This window comes from Bifidobacterium thermacidophilum subsp. thermacidophilum DSM 15837 (assembly GCF_000426425.1).
GTDB lineage: Bacteria > Actinomycetota > Actinomycetes > Actinomycetales > Bifidobacteriaceae > Bifidobacterium > Bifidobacterium thermacidophilum.
Genome location: NZ_AUFI01000006.1, coordinates 413,161 through 428,138, shown reverse-complemented (window position 1 = coordinate 428,138; position 14,978 = coordinate 413,161). Strand labels below are relative to the sequence as shown.

The 14,978-nt window shown below is 61.2% G+C and carries 10 protein-coding genes; 2 read left to right on the top strand and 8 right to left on the bottom strand.

Features of this window, described 5'->3' with window-relative positions; all coding sequences use genetic code 11:
• Window positions 1-100 precede the first annotated feature (100 nt).
• Together K315_RS0102195 and alr are read right to left on the bottom strand one after the other, a co-directional pair.
• Entirely contained in the window at window positions 101-1,387 is a 1,287-nt protein-coding gene (locus tag K315_RS0102195; RefSeq protein WP_029575988.1) for a deoxyguanosinetriphosphate triphosphohydrolase, read from the bottom strand.
• A 266-nt stretch (window positions 1,388-1,653) separates the two neighbouring features.
• Window positions 1,654-3,012 (bottom strand): alanine racemase, encoded by a 1,359-nt coding sequence (alr, locus tag K315_RS0102190; protein ID WP_029575987.1) that lies wholly within the window; start codon window positions 3,010-3,012, stop codon window positions 1,654-1,656.
• Between the two features lie 221 nt (window positions 3,013-3,233).
• On the opposite strand from alr, the gene K315_RS0102185 reads away from it, so the two are divergent.
• Window positions 3,234-4,721, top strand: coding sequence for an APC family permease (locus K315_RS0102185; RefSeq protein WP_029575986.1), 1,488 nt, complete (start codon window positions 3,234-3,236; stop codon window positions 4,719-4,721).
• Between the two features lie 249 nt (window positions 4,722-4,970).
• Here the strand turns inward: K315_RS0102185 and K315_RS0102180 are convergent, their stop codons facing one another.
• From K315_RS0102180 to K315_RS0102155, 6 genes are all read right to left on the bottom strand, one after another.
• Window positions 4,971-5,486: a GNAT family N-acetyltransferase gene (locus tag K315_RS0102180; RefSeq protein WP_033520298.1), complete on the bottom strand. Its 516-nt coding sequence runs from the start codon at window positions 5,484-5,486 to the stop codon at window positions 4,971-4,973.
• A gap of 192 nt (window positions 5,487-5,678) precedes the next feature.
• Window positions 5,679-6,185, bottom strand: coding sequence for an S-ribosylhomocysteine lyase (locus K315_RS0102175; protein WP_015450757.1), 507 nt, complete (start codon window positions 6,183-6,185; stop codon window positions 5,679-5,681).
• A 220-nt stretch (window positions 6,186-6,405) separates the two neighbouring features.
• The gene (locus K315_RS0102170) at window positions 6,406-6,924 is read right to left on the bottom strand and encodes a ferritin (protein ID WP_029575984.1); all 519 of its coding nucleotides are present in this window, start codon (window positions 6,922-6,924) and stop codon (window positions 6,406-6,408) included.
• Between the two features lie 191 nt (window positions 6,925-7,115).
• Window positions 7,116-9,161, bottom strand: coding sequence for a RecQ family ATP-dependent DNA helicase (locus K315_RS0102165; protein WP_033520392.1), 2,046 nt, complete (start codon window positions 9,159-9,161; stop codon window positions 7,116-7,118).
• Between the two features lie 736 nt (window positions 9,162-9,897).
• The gene (locus K315_RS0102160; RefSeq protein ID WP_029575982.1) at window positions 9,898-11,088 is read right to left on the bottom strand and encodes a cystathionine gamma-synthase; all 1,191 of its coding nucleotides are present in this window, start codon (window positions 11,086-11,088) and stop codon (window positions 9,898-9,900) included.
• Window positions 11,089-11,266: 178 nt separating this feature from the next.
• Window positions 11,267-12,277 carry a pyridoxal-phosphate dependent enzyme gene (locus tag K315_RS0102155; protein WP_029575981.1) on the bottom strand — a complete coding sequence of 337 codons (1,011 nt, stop codon included), beginning with the start codon at window positions 12,275-12,277 and terminating at the stop codon, window positions 11,267-11,269.
• Between the two features lie 576 nt (window positions 12,278-12,853).
• Between K315_RS0102155 and K315_RS0102150 the strand changes: the two genes are divergently transcribed.
• Entirely contained in the window at window positions 12,854-14,617 is a 1,764-nt protein-coding gene (locus K315_RS0102150; RefSeq protein ID WP_029575980.1) for a hypothetical protein, read from the top strand.
• Window positions 14,618-14,978: the final 361 nt, after the last annotated feature.

Here is a 14,978-nt window from a genome sequence, read left to right as displayed (position 1 = left end):
CCGCCAGAGAACAGCGTGCCGTGCGACCGCGATGTCGCACCGCAGACAGATACTGCCGGCGCCGGCAGGCCGCCGCGACACCGCGTGTCCGAGTCGGCGCTCAGCACAGAATCGAATGCAAGGTCGCCGCCGACCCGTCCGTCAGGCTGGCCACCTGGTCAATTGCCACGCGCAACCGTTCGTCATCATTCGACGCCTGCCGCCAGTCATCGAGGAACACCGTCTCCAGTGCGTCGCTCGGCCTCGGCGAGTCAGCCATAAGCACATCCACCAAATCGGTGACAATTCGCTGCTCTTGCTCATGGAACGGCTCACGTTCGCGGGGAGCCATGACGAAATACACAGACATCCCCTTAAGCGCCAGAATCTCATAGCGTGTCCGGTCAGGCACCACCACATGCGCCGCATACCGGGTCAACGGCCCGGTACCATATCGCTGCCGTGTGGCCGATTCCACCGATCCGGCGAAACGGCCGATCAACGCGCTGGTCATGTTCTTCAACTGCGCCAACGCCTGCCGGGAACCATCGAAACGACCCGGCAGAAGTTGTCCGTCACGCAGCCTGAGCACCGCCGCCAGCAGAAGGTCCGGGTCCCACTGCCGCCCATACCATGCGCGCGCCGATTCGACCACCCGGTCGACAATCCGGTTGTCCGCGAGCGCCACCGGATTCAGTGTGCCGGTCGCAATCGCATCCTCAATATCATGCACGCTATAGGCGATGTCGTCAGATAGGTCCATCACCTGGCATTCCATCGGCGTACTGGCCTCGGGCGCCCCCTGCTTGAGCCAATGGAACACCGGCTCATCGTCTGGGTAGACGCCGAATTTCACGCTACGCTCCCCTTTGGGGTGAGCGGCCGCCTCGCGAAGCGTCCACGGGTATTTCACCGCGGCGTCCAATGCAGCGCGCGTCAGATTGACCCCGGCGGACCGCCCGTCGGGAAGGAATATTTTCGGTTCCAGTCGCGTCAGCAATCGCAAGGTCTGCGCGTTACCTTCGAATCCGCCGATATCCTTGGCAATTGCCGCCAACGCGCGTTCACCGTTGTGTCCGAATGGTGGATGCCCTAGGTCGTGTGCGAGGCACGCGCAATCGACAACGTCGGGGTCGCAGCCGAGCAGAGCGCCAATTTGCCGGCCGATTTGCGCGACTTCGAGCGTATGCGTCAATCGCGTGCGCGCGAAATCGTCGGTTCCTGCGACCAGAATCTGGCTTTTACCGCCCAGCCTGCGCAGCGCGGACGAATGAATCAGTCTCGCCCGGTCGCGCTGGAACGCCGTGCGCGACGGGGATTTCGGCGGTTCAGGCGCCCAACGCTCTTCGTCCGCCGCGCAATACCCTTCAGTGGTGAGTACACGTTCGCCGTCGGCTGTAGTCGTCATATCTGCCCTTTCCCGTCTCCCCGTCGCGCATCCCAGCGCTGACATTCCAGACGCATACCGCCGATTACGGTTCGGCAATCCGCCGCAGGCAGCGCGCCAACCAGCGGTCAATAGCCGCGGCAGCCGCCGACGCAACCGACGACAACCCGCCGCCGAAGCACTCAAACAGTCAAGCAATCAAGTACTCAAGCGGTCGAGCGGGGCGGCCCGACAGGCGTCGCACGCCACGCCACCTGAAACCGCCTCGCTTCCCGCTTTGGTCTCGATTACAGGATGCTCGCCGGATCGAGTTTCGCCAAATCCTCAGGGGGCAGCACCTCGGGCGCGTGCAGATACAGGCGCGGGATGCGGTTGCGCAGGCAAGTGAAGATCTCGTAGCTGATGGTGTCCGCCGCGCGTGCCCAGTCGTCCGCGGTCGGTTCAGCGTAGTCCTCTCCCCTGCCCGGGCCGAACAGTTCAACGGTGTCGCCCTCATGGACGCCCATGTCGGCCGCGCTGCCGTGCAGGTCGAGGATGAACTGGTCCATGCACACGCGCCCGGAGACGCGCAACAGCTTCGGCCCCTGTTCGGTCATGACACGCACCGGGCCGCCAAGCTTGGTGATATGTTTGGCGCCCTGCATATCGAATCCAGATGCGGAACGGTGAATGCCGTCAGCGTATCCGACAGGCACAATTGCGGTGCTCGTGGCCTGCGGCGTCAGATAGGTGCGGCCGTAGGAGATGCCGTGACCGGATTCCACGTCCTTGACCGTGCCAAGCTGCGCCTGCAAAGTCATGGCTGGCTTCAAACGGTAGGTCTGCGGCGTGCCCATCGCCGGATCGGGCTCATAGCCGTACAGGCCGACGCCCGGCCGGGTAAGTTCGAAATGGATCTGCGGGCGGTCGAGCGTGGCCGCGGTATTGGCCAGATGTCTGATTTTCGGCGCGATTCCAGCTGTGCGCATCCGCTGAGTGAACTCGTTGAAGGTGGCGACCTGTTGGTCGGTCGCGTCGACGAATTCCGGAACATCCGGCGAATCGGCGACCGCCAGGTGGCTCCACTGGCCGATGATATCGAGCACACCTTCCTTGGCAAGCGGCACCAGCTTATCGAGCGCCGCGCCGAAGCCCTGCGGAGTGAAGCCATTGCGGCCGAACCCGGAATCGACTTTCACATGGACGCGCGCCGGACGCCCCACCTTGCGTGCGGCCGCGGCGAGCGCGTCGATACCAGCGAGAGAGCCGACAGAAACGTCGATATCGTTGGCAATCAGTTCATCGAACGGGACCTGCGTGCCGTTGTACACCCACGTAAGAATGTGGCAACGGTCCGGGCCGATTCCGGCCTTGCGCAGCAGCAGCGCCTCATGCGATTGCGCGGTGCCGAGCCATGTGGCGCCTCCCGCGAGCGCGGCGAGGGCGGACGGAATCAACCCATGCCCGTACGCATCCGCCTTGACGACGCCCATCACCGCGGTGCCGGACTGGGGGCCACCGACCACGGACACCAAATGCCGCATATTGTCGCGCATCGCCGCGAGGTCGACGATCGCCTGCGCCGGATATTGACGCAACGCGGCCTGATAATTCGCCTCGCCCTGCGCCGAGGAAAACTGCCATGCTGGAACTGCATTCAAAGTCATGCTCCCATTGTTGCGCAGGGAGGTAACATTCGTCGCACGCGTTTCCTCCCCGGCGGTTCCCTGTCCACATCGTGGAACCCTTCGCGTCATCGCCCCGGCGCGTCGGGCGCGACGGTTATAAAAGAGAAGGCAATGCGAATCATGGGGAATTCTGTTTCCCCGCCCCGATTCCGGATCATTCGTCGCGGCGCCTGTCCCGTCGCGTTATCGGAAGAGAATTCATGAACCTGCTACGTAAGAAATCCGTCGAAAGCATGGTCGCGCAGGCCACGCCGCTCAAACGGACGTTGAAAACCTTCGATTTGACGATGCTCGGCATCGGCGCGATTATCGGCACCGGCATCTTCGTGCTCACCGGCAAGGGAGCGCTGACCGCCGGCCCGGCATTGTGTGTGTCCTTCCTGCTGGCCGCGGTATGCTGCGGGTTCGCCGGCCTGTGCTACGCAGAATTCGCATCGATGGTGCCAGTCAGCGGTTCCGCCTACTCGTACGCGTATGTGGCGTTCGGCGAAATCATCGCCTTCATGATCGGTTGGGATCTGATTCTTGAATACGCACTCCAAGCGGCGACCGTCTCCGCCGGATGGAGCGGGTATTTCAACAAGCTCTTGGAAGGCTTCGGCATCCACCTGCCGGTCGAACTGACCGCGGCATACGGCACCACGCCGGGGGTCACAACCTATTTCAACCTGCCCGGATTCATTGTCGTGCTATTGATCACGTGGGTGCTGTCCATCGGCATCAACCAGACGAAACGCACGAACGACATCATGGTGATGATCAAACTCGCAATCATCGTGCTGTTCATCGTGTGCACGGTGTGGTATGTCAACCCGGCGAACTGGAAACCGTTCTCCCCGTACGGCTGGTACACCTTCCAGCCGGGTTCGACCAAGCCGATGGGCATCATTCCGGCGGCTTCAATCGTGTTCTTCAGCTTCATCGGCTTTGACGCAGTGTCCTCGTCCGCGGAGGAAACGGTCGAACCGAACAAGACCCTGCCGCGCGGCATCCTGTATTCGCTGATCATCTCGACCGTGCTGTACATCATCATGACGCTTATCATGACAGGCATCGTCAAATACCCTGAATTCGCGAAGTTTGTGGACGCCCCGGTCGCCGGCGTGATTCTCGCCACCGGGCTCAACTGGCTCGCCTTCGTTGTCAATCTGGGCGCGCTGATCGGCATGACCACGGTGATGCTCGTCCAGCTGTACGGCCAGTCGCGCATCTGCTATGCGATGAGCCGCGACGGCCTGTTCCCGAAGTTCTTCGGCGAGGTCAACAAGAAGTTCCACACGCCGTTCAAGGGCACATGGTTCTTCGGCATTCTCACGGCAATCGCCGGCGGATTCATCAATATCAACATCCTGTTCGAACTGGTGAATATCGGCACGCTGTCCGCGTTCATCATCGTGTCGGCGGGCGTGCTGTGGATGCGCAAGACCCAGCCGGACACCCATCGCGGCTTCCGCGCCCCTGGTGTTCCGGTCACGCCGATCCTGGCGATTGTGTTCTGCTGCGTCCTGATCGTCGGCCTCAATTGGGAGACTTGGGTGCGGTTCGTGGTCTGGTTCGCGCTCGGTTTGATCGTGTATTTCGCGTACGGTCGCAAGCATTCGAAGCTCGGCGCGGCGGACGGGAACGATTCAGTTACAGCCCCGGCGGCCGGGAACGACAGCGACAGTCTCGTAGCTTTCGAATCCTGAGCATGGCGAGCGGGCGCTGAGCCCAGCGAGCCTCTCCGCAACGCCGAATGCCGCTGATTGCTTCATCGCGATCGGCGGCATTGCTTATTCAACGACGTCTCAACCTTCTGCCGACGCCGAGCGTGTCTTCTGCGTCGGCAGAAGGTTATCAAGGCGACAGATAACACCAGTGCGCCGAATGCCGTGGCGACAGAGCCTCTGGCTGACGGCGGAACCGTACCAGCCTCCGGCCAGCCGCCTACCGGCCACTCACCATTCGTGGCGCTGGTAAGCGATCCGCGTGGTGTCGGTCGGCCGGTCGATGAGCTGGATCAGCCCACACCGCGTGAACCCACAGGTTTCAAGAACGTGCTGCATGGCTTTGTTGTTCGGATGGGTGTCCGCCCGGACGTTGCCGTACTGTTTGAGCGCCCATTCCAGGCATTCCCGCGCCGCATGGCGGATCAGACCGGACGAAGCGATGCGGTGGATGGTCACGTAGGCGTCATCGTCAAGCCACTGCCCATCGATGGTCTGATAGGTCGGGTCTTCGCCCGTGCAAGCCGCGAATTGCGCGAGAATCCGCTCATTGGCGCCGCTGCCGTCAACCAGCAGGATGCTGCGATGACGCATGATATCATCCTGCACGATTTCCGGCTTCGGGAAGGTATGCCCCCATTGGGTGGGGTTCCCGTTGCGGGCCATCAGCTCACGGGCGCGCTCGTAGTTCTGCTCCATCACCGGAAAATCGCGCATGGTGGCGTGCCGGAATCGCCGTGCAACCATATTGTCTGTCTCCTGCCGTAGATAACCTGCTCCACCCTACCACGGCAAGTATCACAGCATCTGTGGCACGGCGCGCACATCGCAAGGCGAACGAATCCAGCACCCCGGCTGATAGCACGACGGCGGGGTGCGTCACCGTCTGTGAAGCACCCCGCCGTTACCGTACACGTATTGCGACGCGAATCGCCGCGCTCAGACCACCTTGCGTTCGAACGGATCAGAGCTGATGCCCTTCGCCAAGATGTCCTTGCACCATTCCTTCGCGGTGAACAGGCTGTGGTCACGGTAGTTGCCGCAGCTTTCAATCGTGGTCGCCGGCACATCGTCCCAAGTTGCCTTGTAGGCAATGAATTCCAAGGATTCCTTGAGCGCACGCGCAACATCCTCTGTGCTGTGCGTGCCCCAGGTCAGCAGATGGAATCCGGTACGGCAGCCGAACGGCGAGCAGTCGATATACCCCGGGATGCGTTCGCGCAGCAGCACCGCGATGGTGTGCTCGATGGTGTGCAGACCGGCGGTCGGAATGGCGTTCTCATTGGGCTGGACCAGCCGCAAGTCGTAATTCGAGATCACATCGCCGTTCGGTCCGGTTTCGGTGTCGATGTAGCGCACGTACGGCGCCTTCACCTTCGTGTGATCAAGCTGGAAGCTTTCGACAACCGGCTTGCCGTCCTGCGTGGGCTTGGATTCATCGCTCATAGTACCTCCTCGATGCCGGGGTGGCCTGCGTTGCACACGTAGACCACCCGCTTTCGATGCCTAGTCTAGCCCGCCCGGATGTATGCCGCCGCGGGCGAGAGCGTATAGGACATAGAAAAAAGCTATGCCCGGCTAGCGCGGCGCGGGCGGCATGCGCTTCGGCGGTGGATTTTGCTGGCAGCAGCCGGCTCGACGAAAGGCGCTGCGCCGCTCAAACCGGTCAGAAAATGTCCACGCGCAGTGACGGGGCCTTCCAACGACGGGCTTTCAGCTCGGTGTCCAGCGCTTCGAGCGTCCCGCCAGCGACAGCCTTGTCGTACCGCTCGATCATCGAGGTCGCGTTTTCTTCTTCCTCGACCTGCTCTTTGACGAACCAATCGAGGAACTTCGCGCTGTCTGTGTCCCCGGCCGCCTCTGCGGCATCGTGCAGCGTATGGATCAGCCCGGTGACATACTGTTCATGAGCGAGCGCGAAATGCAGCGGATCAGCATCGTCTGTAATGGTTTTGTCGGGTTTTGCGATCGGCAGCAGCTCAATGGTTTCGCCGCGCTTAAGCATCCAAGCGCGCATAAGCATCGCATGGTCGCGTTCCTCCTGCACCTGCACGTCGTACCAGTTGCCGAAGCCGTGCAGGCCACGAGTGTGATAATAATCCGCGAAATCCATATACAGATATGCGGAATAGAGCTCCTTGTTGAACTGGTCGTTGAGCAGTTCCCTGAGATGACGGTCCATCATGTCAGCCTCCTTGCTTTTCGGGCGTGTGTTGGGCCCCGGTCGTGTGTACGTGCAGGCGGAATAGTGCAATGGCCATATTCCGCGGCACCCGCCGGTACCGGTGTCGTCTTCGCCGTCGCTATCGTCTTCAATGACGACACAGTCCATACTATCCCCGCCGAGCCGCAGGGTGTGAGAGGCTCGCCGGCGTGTCACGACCGATCTTGCGTGATGACTTCCATGAACTTCGCACCATACTGGCGCAACTTGTTCTCCCCCACCCCGCTGACTTCAAGGAATTCCTGATCATTGGCAGGTTTGAGCCGGACCATGTCACGCAACGAACGATCGGAGAACACGATATACGGCGGCTTGCCGATTTCCTGCGCGATGCTGCGGCGCAAGGCGCGCAACCGTTGGAACAGCTGTTCGTCCGCCTCGGTGAATTCCGCGGTATCCTGCGCCTGCATGGCCGTAGCGCCCTGGCCGAGCGCGCCGCCAGTCGCGCCCGCGGCACGCGAACGCCCACTCTTTTGCCGTTGGATACGCTTGATTTCGTAATGAAAATCAGGGGCGACCGTCTGCGCTGCGAGCGGCCCGAATTGGACGATGGGCAGCCGGCCTTCGGTGATCGCGAGGAAACCGTCAACGCTCATCTGGTTGAGCACATCGCGGATCCGCGCTTCGGGGACACTGCTCAGCACGCCGTAGCTTGGCACCTTGTCGAGGCCGCGATTGAGCAAATCCTGGGCTTTGGAACCGCGCAGGACCGCCACTATCTTGCCCATGCCGTAGCTCTGCCCCAAATCGTGGACGCACCGACTGATCGCCCGCGCGGTATCCGTAACGTCGAGCGTCTCGAAATTGCCTTCACAGTTCGAGCAGTTCCCGCATGTTGCGGTCGGACCCTCCGGCTGAGCCGAACCGTTGGGCGCAATCAAGTTTGCCAGCCCCTGCTCGGTTTCGGGGTCGGCGAAATACCTGACCATATAATCATGCAAGCAGTGCGTGGTGCGGCAGTAGCCAATCATCCCATCCAACAGGCGACGTTTCGAGGCGCGGACGATCTGCTGCTCCTCAGGGTCGAGGCGCTCGTTGTCACCGTTCAAGTCAAGCAGACGCCGGCGGGTGACGATATCGCTGTCGTTCCACAGGAGCGTGCACCGGCTGGGTTCGCTGTCACGCCCGGCGCGGCCGGCCTCCTGATAGTATGCTTCGATGCTTTCGGGCATATTGTGGTGAATCACATAACGCACGTCGGATTTGTCGATGCCCATACCGAACGCGTTCGTGGCCACGACGACGGGCACGCGGTCGGTGACGAAATCCCGTTGAGTGCGCGACCGGTCTTCCGGCGCCATGCCACCATGGTAGGCGGCGGCAATCGGGCCGTCCGGCAAGCCTGCTGGGGCCTCCGCGTGGCCATGTGTTCCGGATGCCACCATGAGGCTTCGAACCGCATGGTTGAGCGCGGTAGCCACCGCTTCGGTCTCCTTGCGAGTGGCACAGTACACGATGCCGGATTCTCCGGGGTGCGTCGCCACGTATTGCGCAATCCATGCGGTTTTGCGTTTGGTTTCCATCCGGATGACGTCGAAATAGAGGTTTCGACGGTCGAATCCAGTGACGGTGACCAACGGGTTACGCAGGTGAATCAGCGAAACGATGTCGCGACGCACTTTGCCTGTTGCGGTCGCGGTGAACGCGGCGACAATCGGCCTAACCGGAAGCGCGTCAATGAACTCGCCGATACCCAGATACGAGGAGCGGAAATCCTGCCCCCACTGCGAAACGCAATGCGCCTCGTCCACCGTGACCAGCGAGATGCGCGTGTGTACGGCGAAATCCCGGAATCGCCCGGTTTCCAAACGTTCCGGGGCAACATACAGCATGCGAATCTTGCCTTGGGCAGCTTGGGTAAGCACGGCGTCCTGCTCGTCGTGGCTTTGCGTGGTGTTCACGTACGCCGCGGGAATGCCCGCGTCTTGGAGCGCATCCACCTGGTCGCGCATCAGGGAAATCAGCGGGGAGATGACGATGGTCAGGCCCGGCAGCAGGGTGGCGGGGATCTGGTAGCAGATGGATTTGCCCGCGCCGGTGGGCATGACGCCGAGTACGTCACGGCGTTGAAGGATTGCGGTGACGAGTCCGGATTGGCCGGGACGGAACGAATCGTAGCCGAAATACTGTTTCAGCGCGGCGAGCGCCGGCGCCGGTACAGGCGTTTCGCCTCCCGTGTTCCCGCGAGAGTTGCCCATCATTCTTGACACACCTGTCGAATCTGACACACCTGTCGAATCTGCCATACCCGTAGCGCGTGTGATGCCCATCGCCGAATTCCCTGCCGTCATATCCCCCGAGTCTATCCTGCGCGACGGAACTGGCGACTTTTCTGCCCGTCGTGCGACTGACGGCTCGCACGACGGACAGATATACCAGAATGCCAACAGCAACACGGCAATATCGGCACACCATGCGACTGGGAAAACACACACCGGGCAACTACCACCGAATCTCAGCGAACAGCTTACGATATCGCCACGCCATGCGACCAGAAAGTCACACACCGGGCGGATACTACCGGGCCCCGGCACCCGACCAACGACAACCCGCCCACCAAGCGACCACACAATCGCACCGCGGACGGATACCACGGAATTCCGACGGCCACTCAACGCTATCGGCACGCCGTGTGACAGCAAAGTCGCACGGCAGACAGATACCTCACGAATCCAGCACCAAGACGGCGATATCTGCCCGCCATGCGCCCACGCAGTCGCACCGCGGGCAGATGGCCGGCTTCAAGCCACCGACCGACAACCACCGGCGTCCATCCGCGACCCCCACGACGACAACAAAGAACGACCAGCAAGCAACAACGATGGGCGCCCGGAGCCCATCATCGCCCCGGACGCCCATTCATCACGTCCCCTTGTCGGATACCGGACCCGAGTATCCGGCATCCATCCAGCTTCTTCCTATCTTCTCTTCCAGTCAGGCCTGCTCAAGCGCCTGATCGAGGTCGGCAATCAAATCATCCGCATCCTCAATGCCCACGGACAGGCGCACCAAGTTCGCCGGAACCTCAAGCGTCGTCCCGGACACCGAAGCGTGGGTCATGGCCGCCGGCAGCTCAATCAGGGATTCCACGCCGCCGAGTGATTCGGCGAGCGTGAAGATCTTCGTTGCTGCGGCGAACCGCTTCGCCGCCTCAAGCCCGCCCTTGAACTGGACGGAAACCATGCCGCCGAAGCCGCCGTGCATCTGGCGTGCGGCGATTTCATGGCCCGGATGCGATTCGAGACCCGGGTACCACACGCGTTCGATCTGCGGCTTGCCTTCGAACCACTCGGCAATCTTGAGCGCGTTGCGGCTATGCTGCTTGACACGCAGATCCAGCGTCTTCAGGCCGCGGATGTCAAGCCAGGAATCAAACGGGGAAGGCACAGCGCCCGCGGAATTCTGCAGGAATGCGACCTTGTCGCGAAGCTCCTCGTCGTTGAGCACGACCGCGCCGCCGACCACGTCGGAATGGCCGCCGATGTACTTGGTCGTCGAGTAGACCACCACGTCGGCGCCATCATCGAGCGGATGCTGCAGCACCGGGGATGCGAAGGTGTTGTCCACCGCGACCTTCGTGCCGTGCGCATGCGCGACCGCGGTTGTCGCCGCAATATCGGTGATGTTGAGCAGCGGGTTGCTCGGCGTCTCCACCCAGATCCACTCGTAATGCTTGGATTCGAGTGCCGCGCTCACCGCCGCGGTGTCGGTGATGTCGCCCACGTCAAGGTTCACGCCCCACGGCACGAACACCTTGGACAGCAGGCGGTAAGTGCCGCCGTACACATCGTTGCCGAGCAGGACACTGTCGCCCGGCTTCAAGGTGGAGCGCAGCAGCACGTCAATCGCGGCGAGGCCGGATGAGAAGGCGAGCGCATACTTGGCGCCCTCAATGGCCGCGAGCTGGGCGTCGAAGGAATCACGCGTCGGGTTGATGGAACGGCTGTAATCGTAGCCGTTGCGCAGACCACCGACACCGTCCTGCTTGAAGGTCGAGGTCATGTAGATTGGCGTGACGACGGCGCCGGTGATCGGGTCAGGCTCCTGGCCGGCGTGGATGGCGCGCGTGGCGAGCTTGGTAGCGGCGAAATCCTTGGCGGACTGTTCGAATGATGCGACGGACATGATTGTTGTTCCTTTCATACGCTGATTTCGAGCGTATCTGGTTGTGCGGGGTTTGTCCCGCGTGTCGGTATCGGTTTTGGTGATGACGGGTTGGTATCGGATGTAGGGTTGATTGTCGGACCGCTGATGTGCGAGCGAAATCAAGCTGAATCAATCGTGTGGAATCACACGGGCGGAATCACAAGTATTGCTCGGCGATGGACGGGCTGCTGGTACGGTCGACAACGTCGCCGTAGCCGTTGGCTCGCATCCAGTCGTCGTTGAAAATCTTCTCCAAATAGCTGCGTCCGGAATCCGGCAGCAGCACGACGACCAGCTGATGTTCGTCCAGATTGTTCTCACGCGCGTATTTGAGTGCTCCGGCGACCGCCATGCCGGAGGAACCGCCGACCAGCAGTCCTTCCTCCTTGGCCAGGCGGCGGGTCATCTCGAAGGCCTCGGCGTCGGTGACCTGCTTGATGTCGTCGGTGATGTTGCGATCGAAGGCCTCGGGGTAGAAGTCCTCGCCAACACCCTCGATATTGTACTGGTGGACGTCATTCGGGTTGGAGTAGATGGAGCCTTCCGGATCGGCACCAATGACCTGGACAGCACCGTTGGAGACTTCCTTGAGGTAGCGGCCGGTGCCGGAAATCGTACCTCCCGTGCCAATACCGGCGACAAAATGCGTGACCTTGTGATCGGTTGCTTCCCAGATTTCCGGGCCGGTGGTCTCATAGTGACTGCGCGGGCCATTCGGGTTGCTGTACTGATTCGGCTTGAACGCGCCGGGGATGGTGGCGGCGAGTCGGTCGGACACGTTGTAGTAGGAACGCGGGTCGTCCGGCTCGACGTCGGTGGGGGTGACGACGACTTCGGCGCCATACGCCCGCAACACTGCGCGCTTGGACTCGGACACCTTGTCCGGCACGACGAAAATCGTGCGATGGCCGCGCTGCTGGGCGACCAAGGCGAGGCCGACACCCGTGTTGCCGCTGGTCGGTTCCACAATCACACCACCCGGCTTGAGTTGACCGGATTCCTCCGCAGCGGTGATGATGCGCTCGGCAATGCGGTCCTTGGATGAGCCGCCCGGGTTGAAATACTCGACTTTGACGACAATGTCCGCTTTCACGCCATCGGTGACGTGGTGCAGGCGGACGAGCGGGGTGTTGCCAATGAGGTCGGTGAGTGAATCGTGGATGGTCATGATGTCTCGTTTCTGTGCTTGGGCTTTGTGTCTTGCTTTGTGATGGGCTGGCCGATGGATGGGTCGGCGGTGTGGTGCCTGGCCATCGGTTGAGTGCACAAGAAACGATTCCGGCAAGATGCGATGTCGGTTGTTCCGACCACATCGATTCGGGTGATTGTCCGGCAAATCGCCGGTTCATCGTGATTGCGTCACAATCCAGCGTAGACGATATTCATGATGGTTATTCGTCTTGCTGCAATCGTGTGCAGATCCGCATGCCCTTCCATGTGGTCTGCCGGAATCCTATCTCAAGTTGTGCGTTGTCAACCGCTCGCCAAGGGGCGTCGGTTAGCGACAACAACAACATGAGAAATACGTCATGGCCCTTACCGTAGCATGCCCTTTGACAACGGCGTATCACAGCGTCTCATATCGTAAGACGGCTTTTCGATTGCCCGGAACTTGCAACGGGACGCTTTTGCCTTGTCTCGATGTTCATCCACCCGCGGCCGGCGTGGGCTCCGACCCGTTTCGGCAACCGCTTTACCGCCGCGAATTCGTCAACCCCGCGCGTCCCTGAGATACAGTGGAGTCATGCACAGCACCGCCACCGATCACACGAGCGCCCCGACGTTCGCAAGCGACACCGCCGCAACAACAACCGTCGAGCGCGCCAAGTCGCACACCCGGCACCGCATTCCCCGCATTCTTCGCCCAGATTGGCTGCCATTCGCGATTGTGTGGGTCCTCGCCTCGGTCATCATCGTGCTGCTCACTATATCGACCCACCCTGTTGACGCCACATACCAGTTGCACTACGCCGACGGAACCTTCCTTGTGAACCGGGCGCAGTATCAGCGGCTCGCTGACGCGTTCCTCCACGGCAGAACATGGCTTGATGTCCATGTGCCCGACTGGCTCGCGGCCATGGACAATCCGTACGACGTACAGGCCAGAGGGGCGCAGGGCACGGCGAGCGGCGACCCATCGCTGTGGGATTGGGCGTTCTATCACGGCCGCTATTACTGCTATTTCGGACCACTCCCGGCAATCGTGCTGTTCGCCCCATACAAAGCACTGACCGGAATGGATCTGTCGACCGCCGCCGCGTGCGCAATCCTGGCAATCGCCGCTTGCACATCACTGATCTTCCTGGTGCAGACCCTGTGGAAACGGTTCTGGAAGGGGACGCCACGCTGGTTCGTCGTGCTGACGTGCACCGCAATCATTGCGGCATCGGGACTGTCCTATCTCGTCCTCGTTCCGTGGTTCTACTCGATTCCGATCCTCGCCTCGCTGGCTCTCGCACCCACGGGAATCGCGCTGTGGGCACGGTCCGCTGACGATATCGGCTCGGTTCCCCGAACCGGGATGGTCGCTGCGGGATCGCTACTCGTCGCACTCACCATGACGTGCAGACCGACATTTATTCTGACAGCGGTCTTCGGTCTTATCTTGCTATGGCCGCAAATCAGGTCGCGCGAAATGCTTGCCGTTCGGTCACGACACGCGATTCAAGCCAGTCTTGCGGCGATCGTGCCGTTCCTTCTCGTCGGTGGCGTCATGATGTGGTACAACGCCGCCCGATTCGGCAATCCGCTCGATTTCGGTGCTGCCTATAATCTGACCGGCTTCGATATGACGCAACGCCACGTTAGCCCGCAAGCCCGGCTGTTCAGTGCCGCTCTGCTGCTGTTCGCCCCGATCAGATTCACCCGTGAGTTCCCGTTCACCGCGGATGTCTTCGCCACGGGTGCCGGGAATCCTTGGGCGTTTCTGATCCATAACAGAGACGTCATCGCGGAGCCGACGGTGGGAGGTATCGTAGCGTTGTCGCCGATCTGCCTGCTCGCGCTGCCAGCGGTCATCTGGCTCATCGTCTCGTGCTTCTCACGCGGCTCGCATGCCTCGAGCGACACGGGCGGCTCGCACAAGCGGACGGAAGAAGTCGAGACGACGGGGGTGTCGTCTGGAACACAATCAGGGATGTCGTCGGCAGTATCGCTGGAAAAGTCGCACGAAATGACGCGAGGAATGTCAAGGTCATGCGCAATTGGCATCACGTGTCTGCTGCTTGTCGGTGTCATAGCGTGTATTGACGGACCGTTCGGCGTCAACGCACGATATATGTGCGATATGGCATGGCTGGCGGCCATTGGCACCATGTGTCTGCTGATGCCAGTGGAAGCGGCAAGTCGAATGAAGGGCCGCCACTGGCTGACCGTCACGATTGTGGTCTTCCTCGTGTTCGGGCTCGCGTTGCAAGCGCTTTGGCTGATGACAACCGGGCGGCTCGAAGCTTGGGATGTTTCGAATCCGGCGCTATACACGTGGCTGCAGGGAGTGTTCACGCGCTGAGCGCGTCTGCCGCCGCGGGTGCTACTCCGACCTGCGCGCGAACCGGCCCATAGGAATCCGACAAACTGGTAGCACTCCACAATCGCTTACTGCGATCTGTTCGCGGCCAGTCTCCATTGGAATGGCTGCGAACAAGACGCGGCGCCTATTTACTCATCCATCAGGCGATATTCGTTAGGCGATAGGCAACAGGCGCTAGGCAACAGGCGTTAAGCAACAGGCGTTAAGCACAGTCAACCAATAATAGACAGCATCATCAGCCCGCATCCTCTGTCTCATCTCTTTGATTGTGAGCCGCCACTCACAATCAAAGAGCTTCCACTCAACAGCCACACCTGCAACGACCAACCCTCACGCTGAT

What these genes read in the sequence shown, in the direction of transcription:
- K315_RS0102165 (WP_033520392.1), bottom strand. Translation starts at nt 9,161, where the DNA reads ATGGGCAACTCTCGCGGGAACACGGGAGGCGAAACGCCTGTACCGGCG.
- alr (WP_029575987.1), bottom strand. Translation starts at nt 3,012, where the DNA reads ATGACTTTGAATGCAGTTCCAGCATGGCAGTTTTCCTCGGCGCAGGGC.
- K315_RS0102185 (WP_029575986.1), top strand. Translation starts at nt 3,234, where the DNA reads ATGAACCTGCTACGTAAGAAATCCGTCGAAAGCATGGTCGCGCAGGCC.
- K315_RS0102150 (WP_029575980.1), top strand. Translation starts at nt 12,854, where the DNA reads ATGCACAGCACCGCCACCGATCACACGAGCGCCCCGACGTTCGCAAGC.
- K315_RS0102175 (WP_015450757.1), bottom strand. Translation starts at nt 6,185, where the DNA reads ATGAGCGATGAATCCAAGCCCACGCAGGACGGCAAGCCGGTTGTCGAA.
- K315_RS0102160 (WP_029575982.1), bottom strand. Translation starts at nt 11,088, where the DNA reads ATGTCCGTCGCATCATTCGAACAGTCCGCCAAGGATTTCGCCGCTACC.
- K315_RS0102155 (WP_029575981.1), bottom strand. Translation starts at nt 12,277, where the DNA reads ATGACCATCCACGATTCACTCACCGACCTCATTGGCAACACCCCGCTC.
- K315_RS0102170 (WP_029575984.1), bottom strand. Translation starts at nt 6,924, where the DNA reads ATGATGGACCGTCATCTCAGGGAACTGCTCAACGACCAGTTCAACAAG.
- K315_RS0102180 (WP_033520298.1), bottom strand. Translation starts at nt 5,486, where the DNA reads ATGGTTGCACGGCGATTCCGGCACGCCACCATGCGCGATTTTCCGGTG.
- K315_RS0102195 (WP_029575988.1), bottom strand. Translation starts at nt 1,387, where the DNA reads ATGACGACTACAGCCGACGGCGAACGTGTACTCACCACTGAAGGGTAT.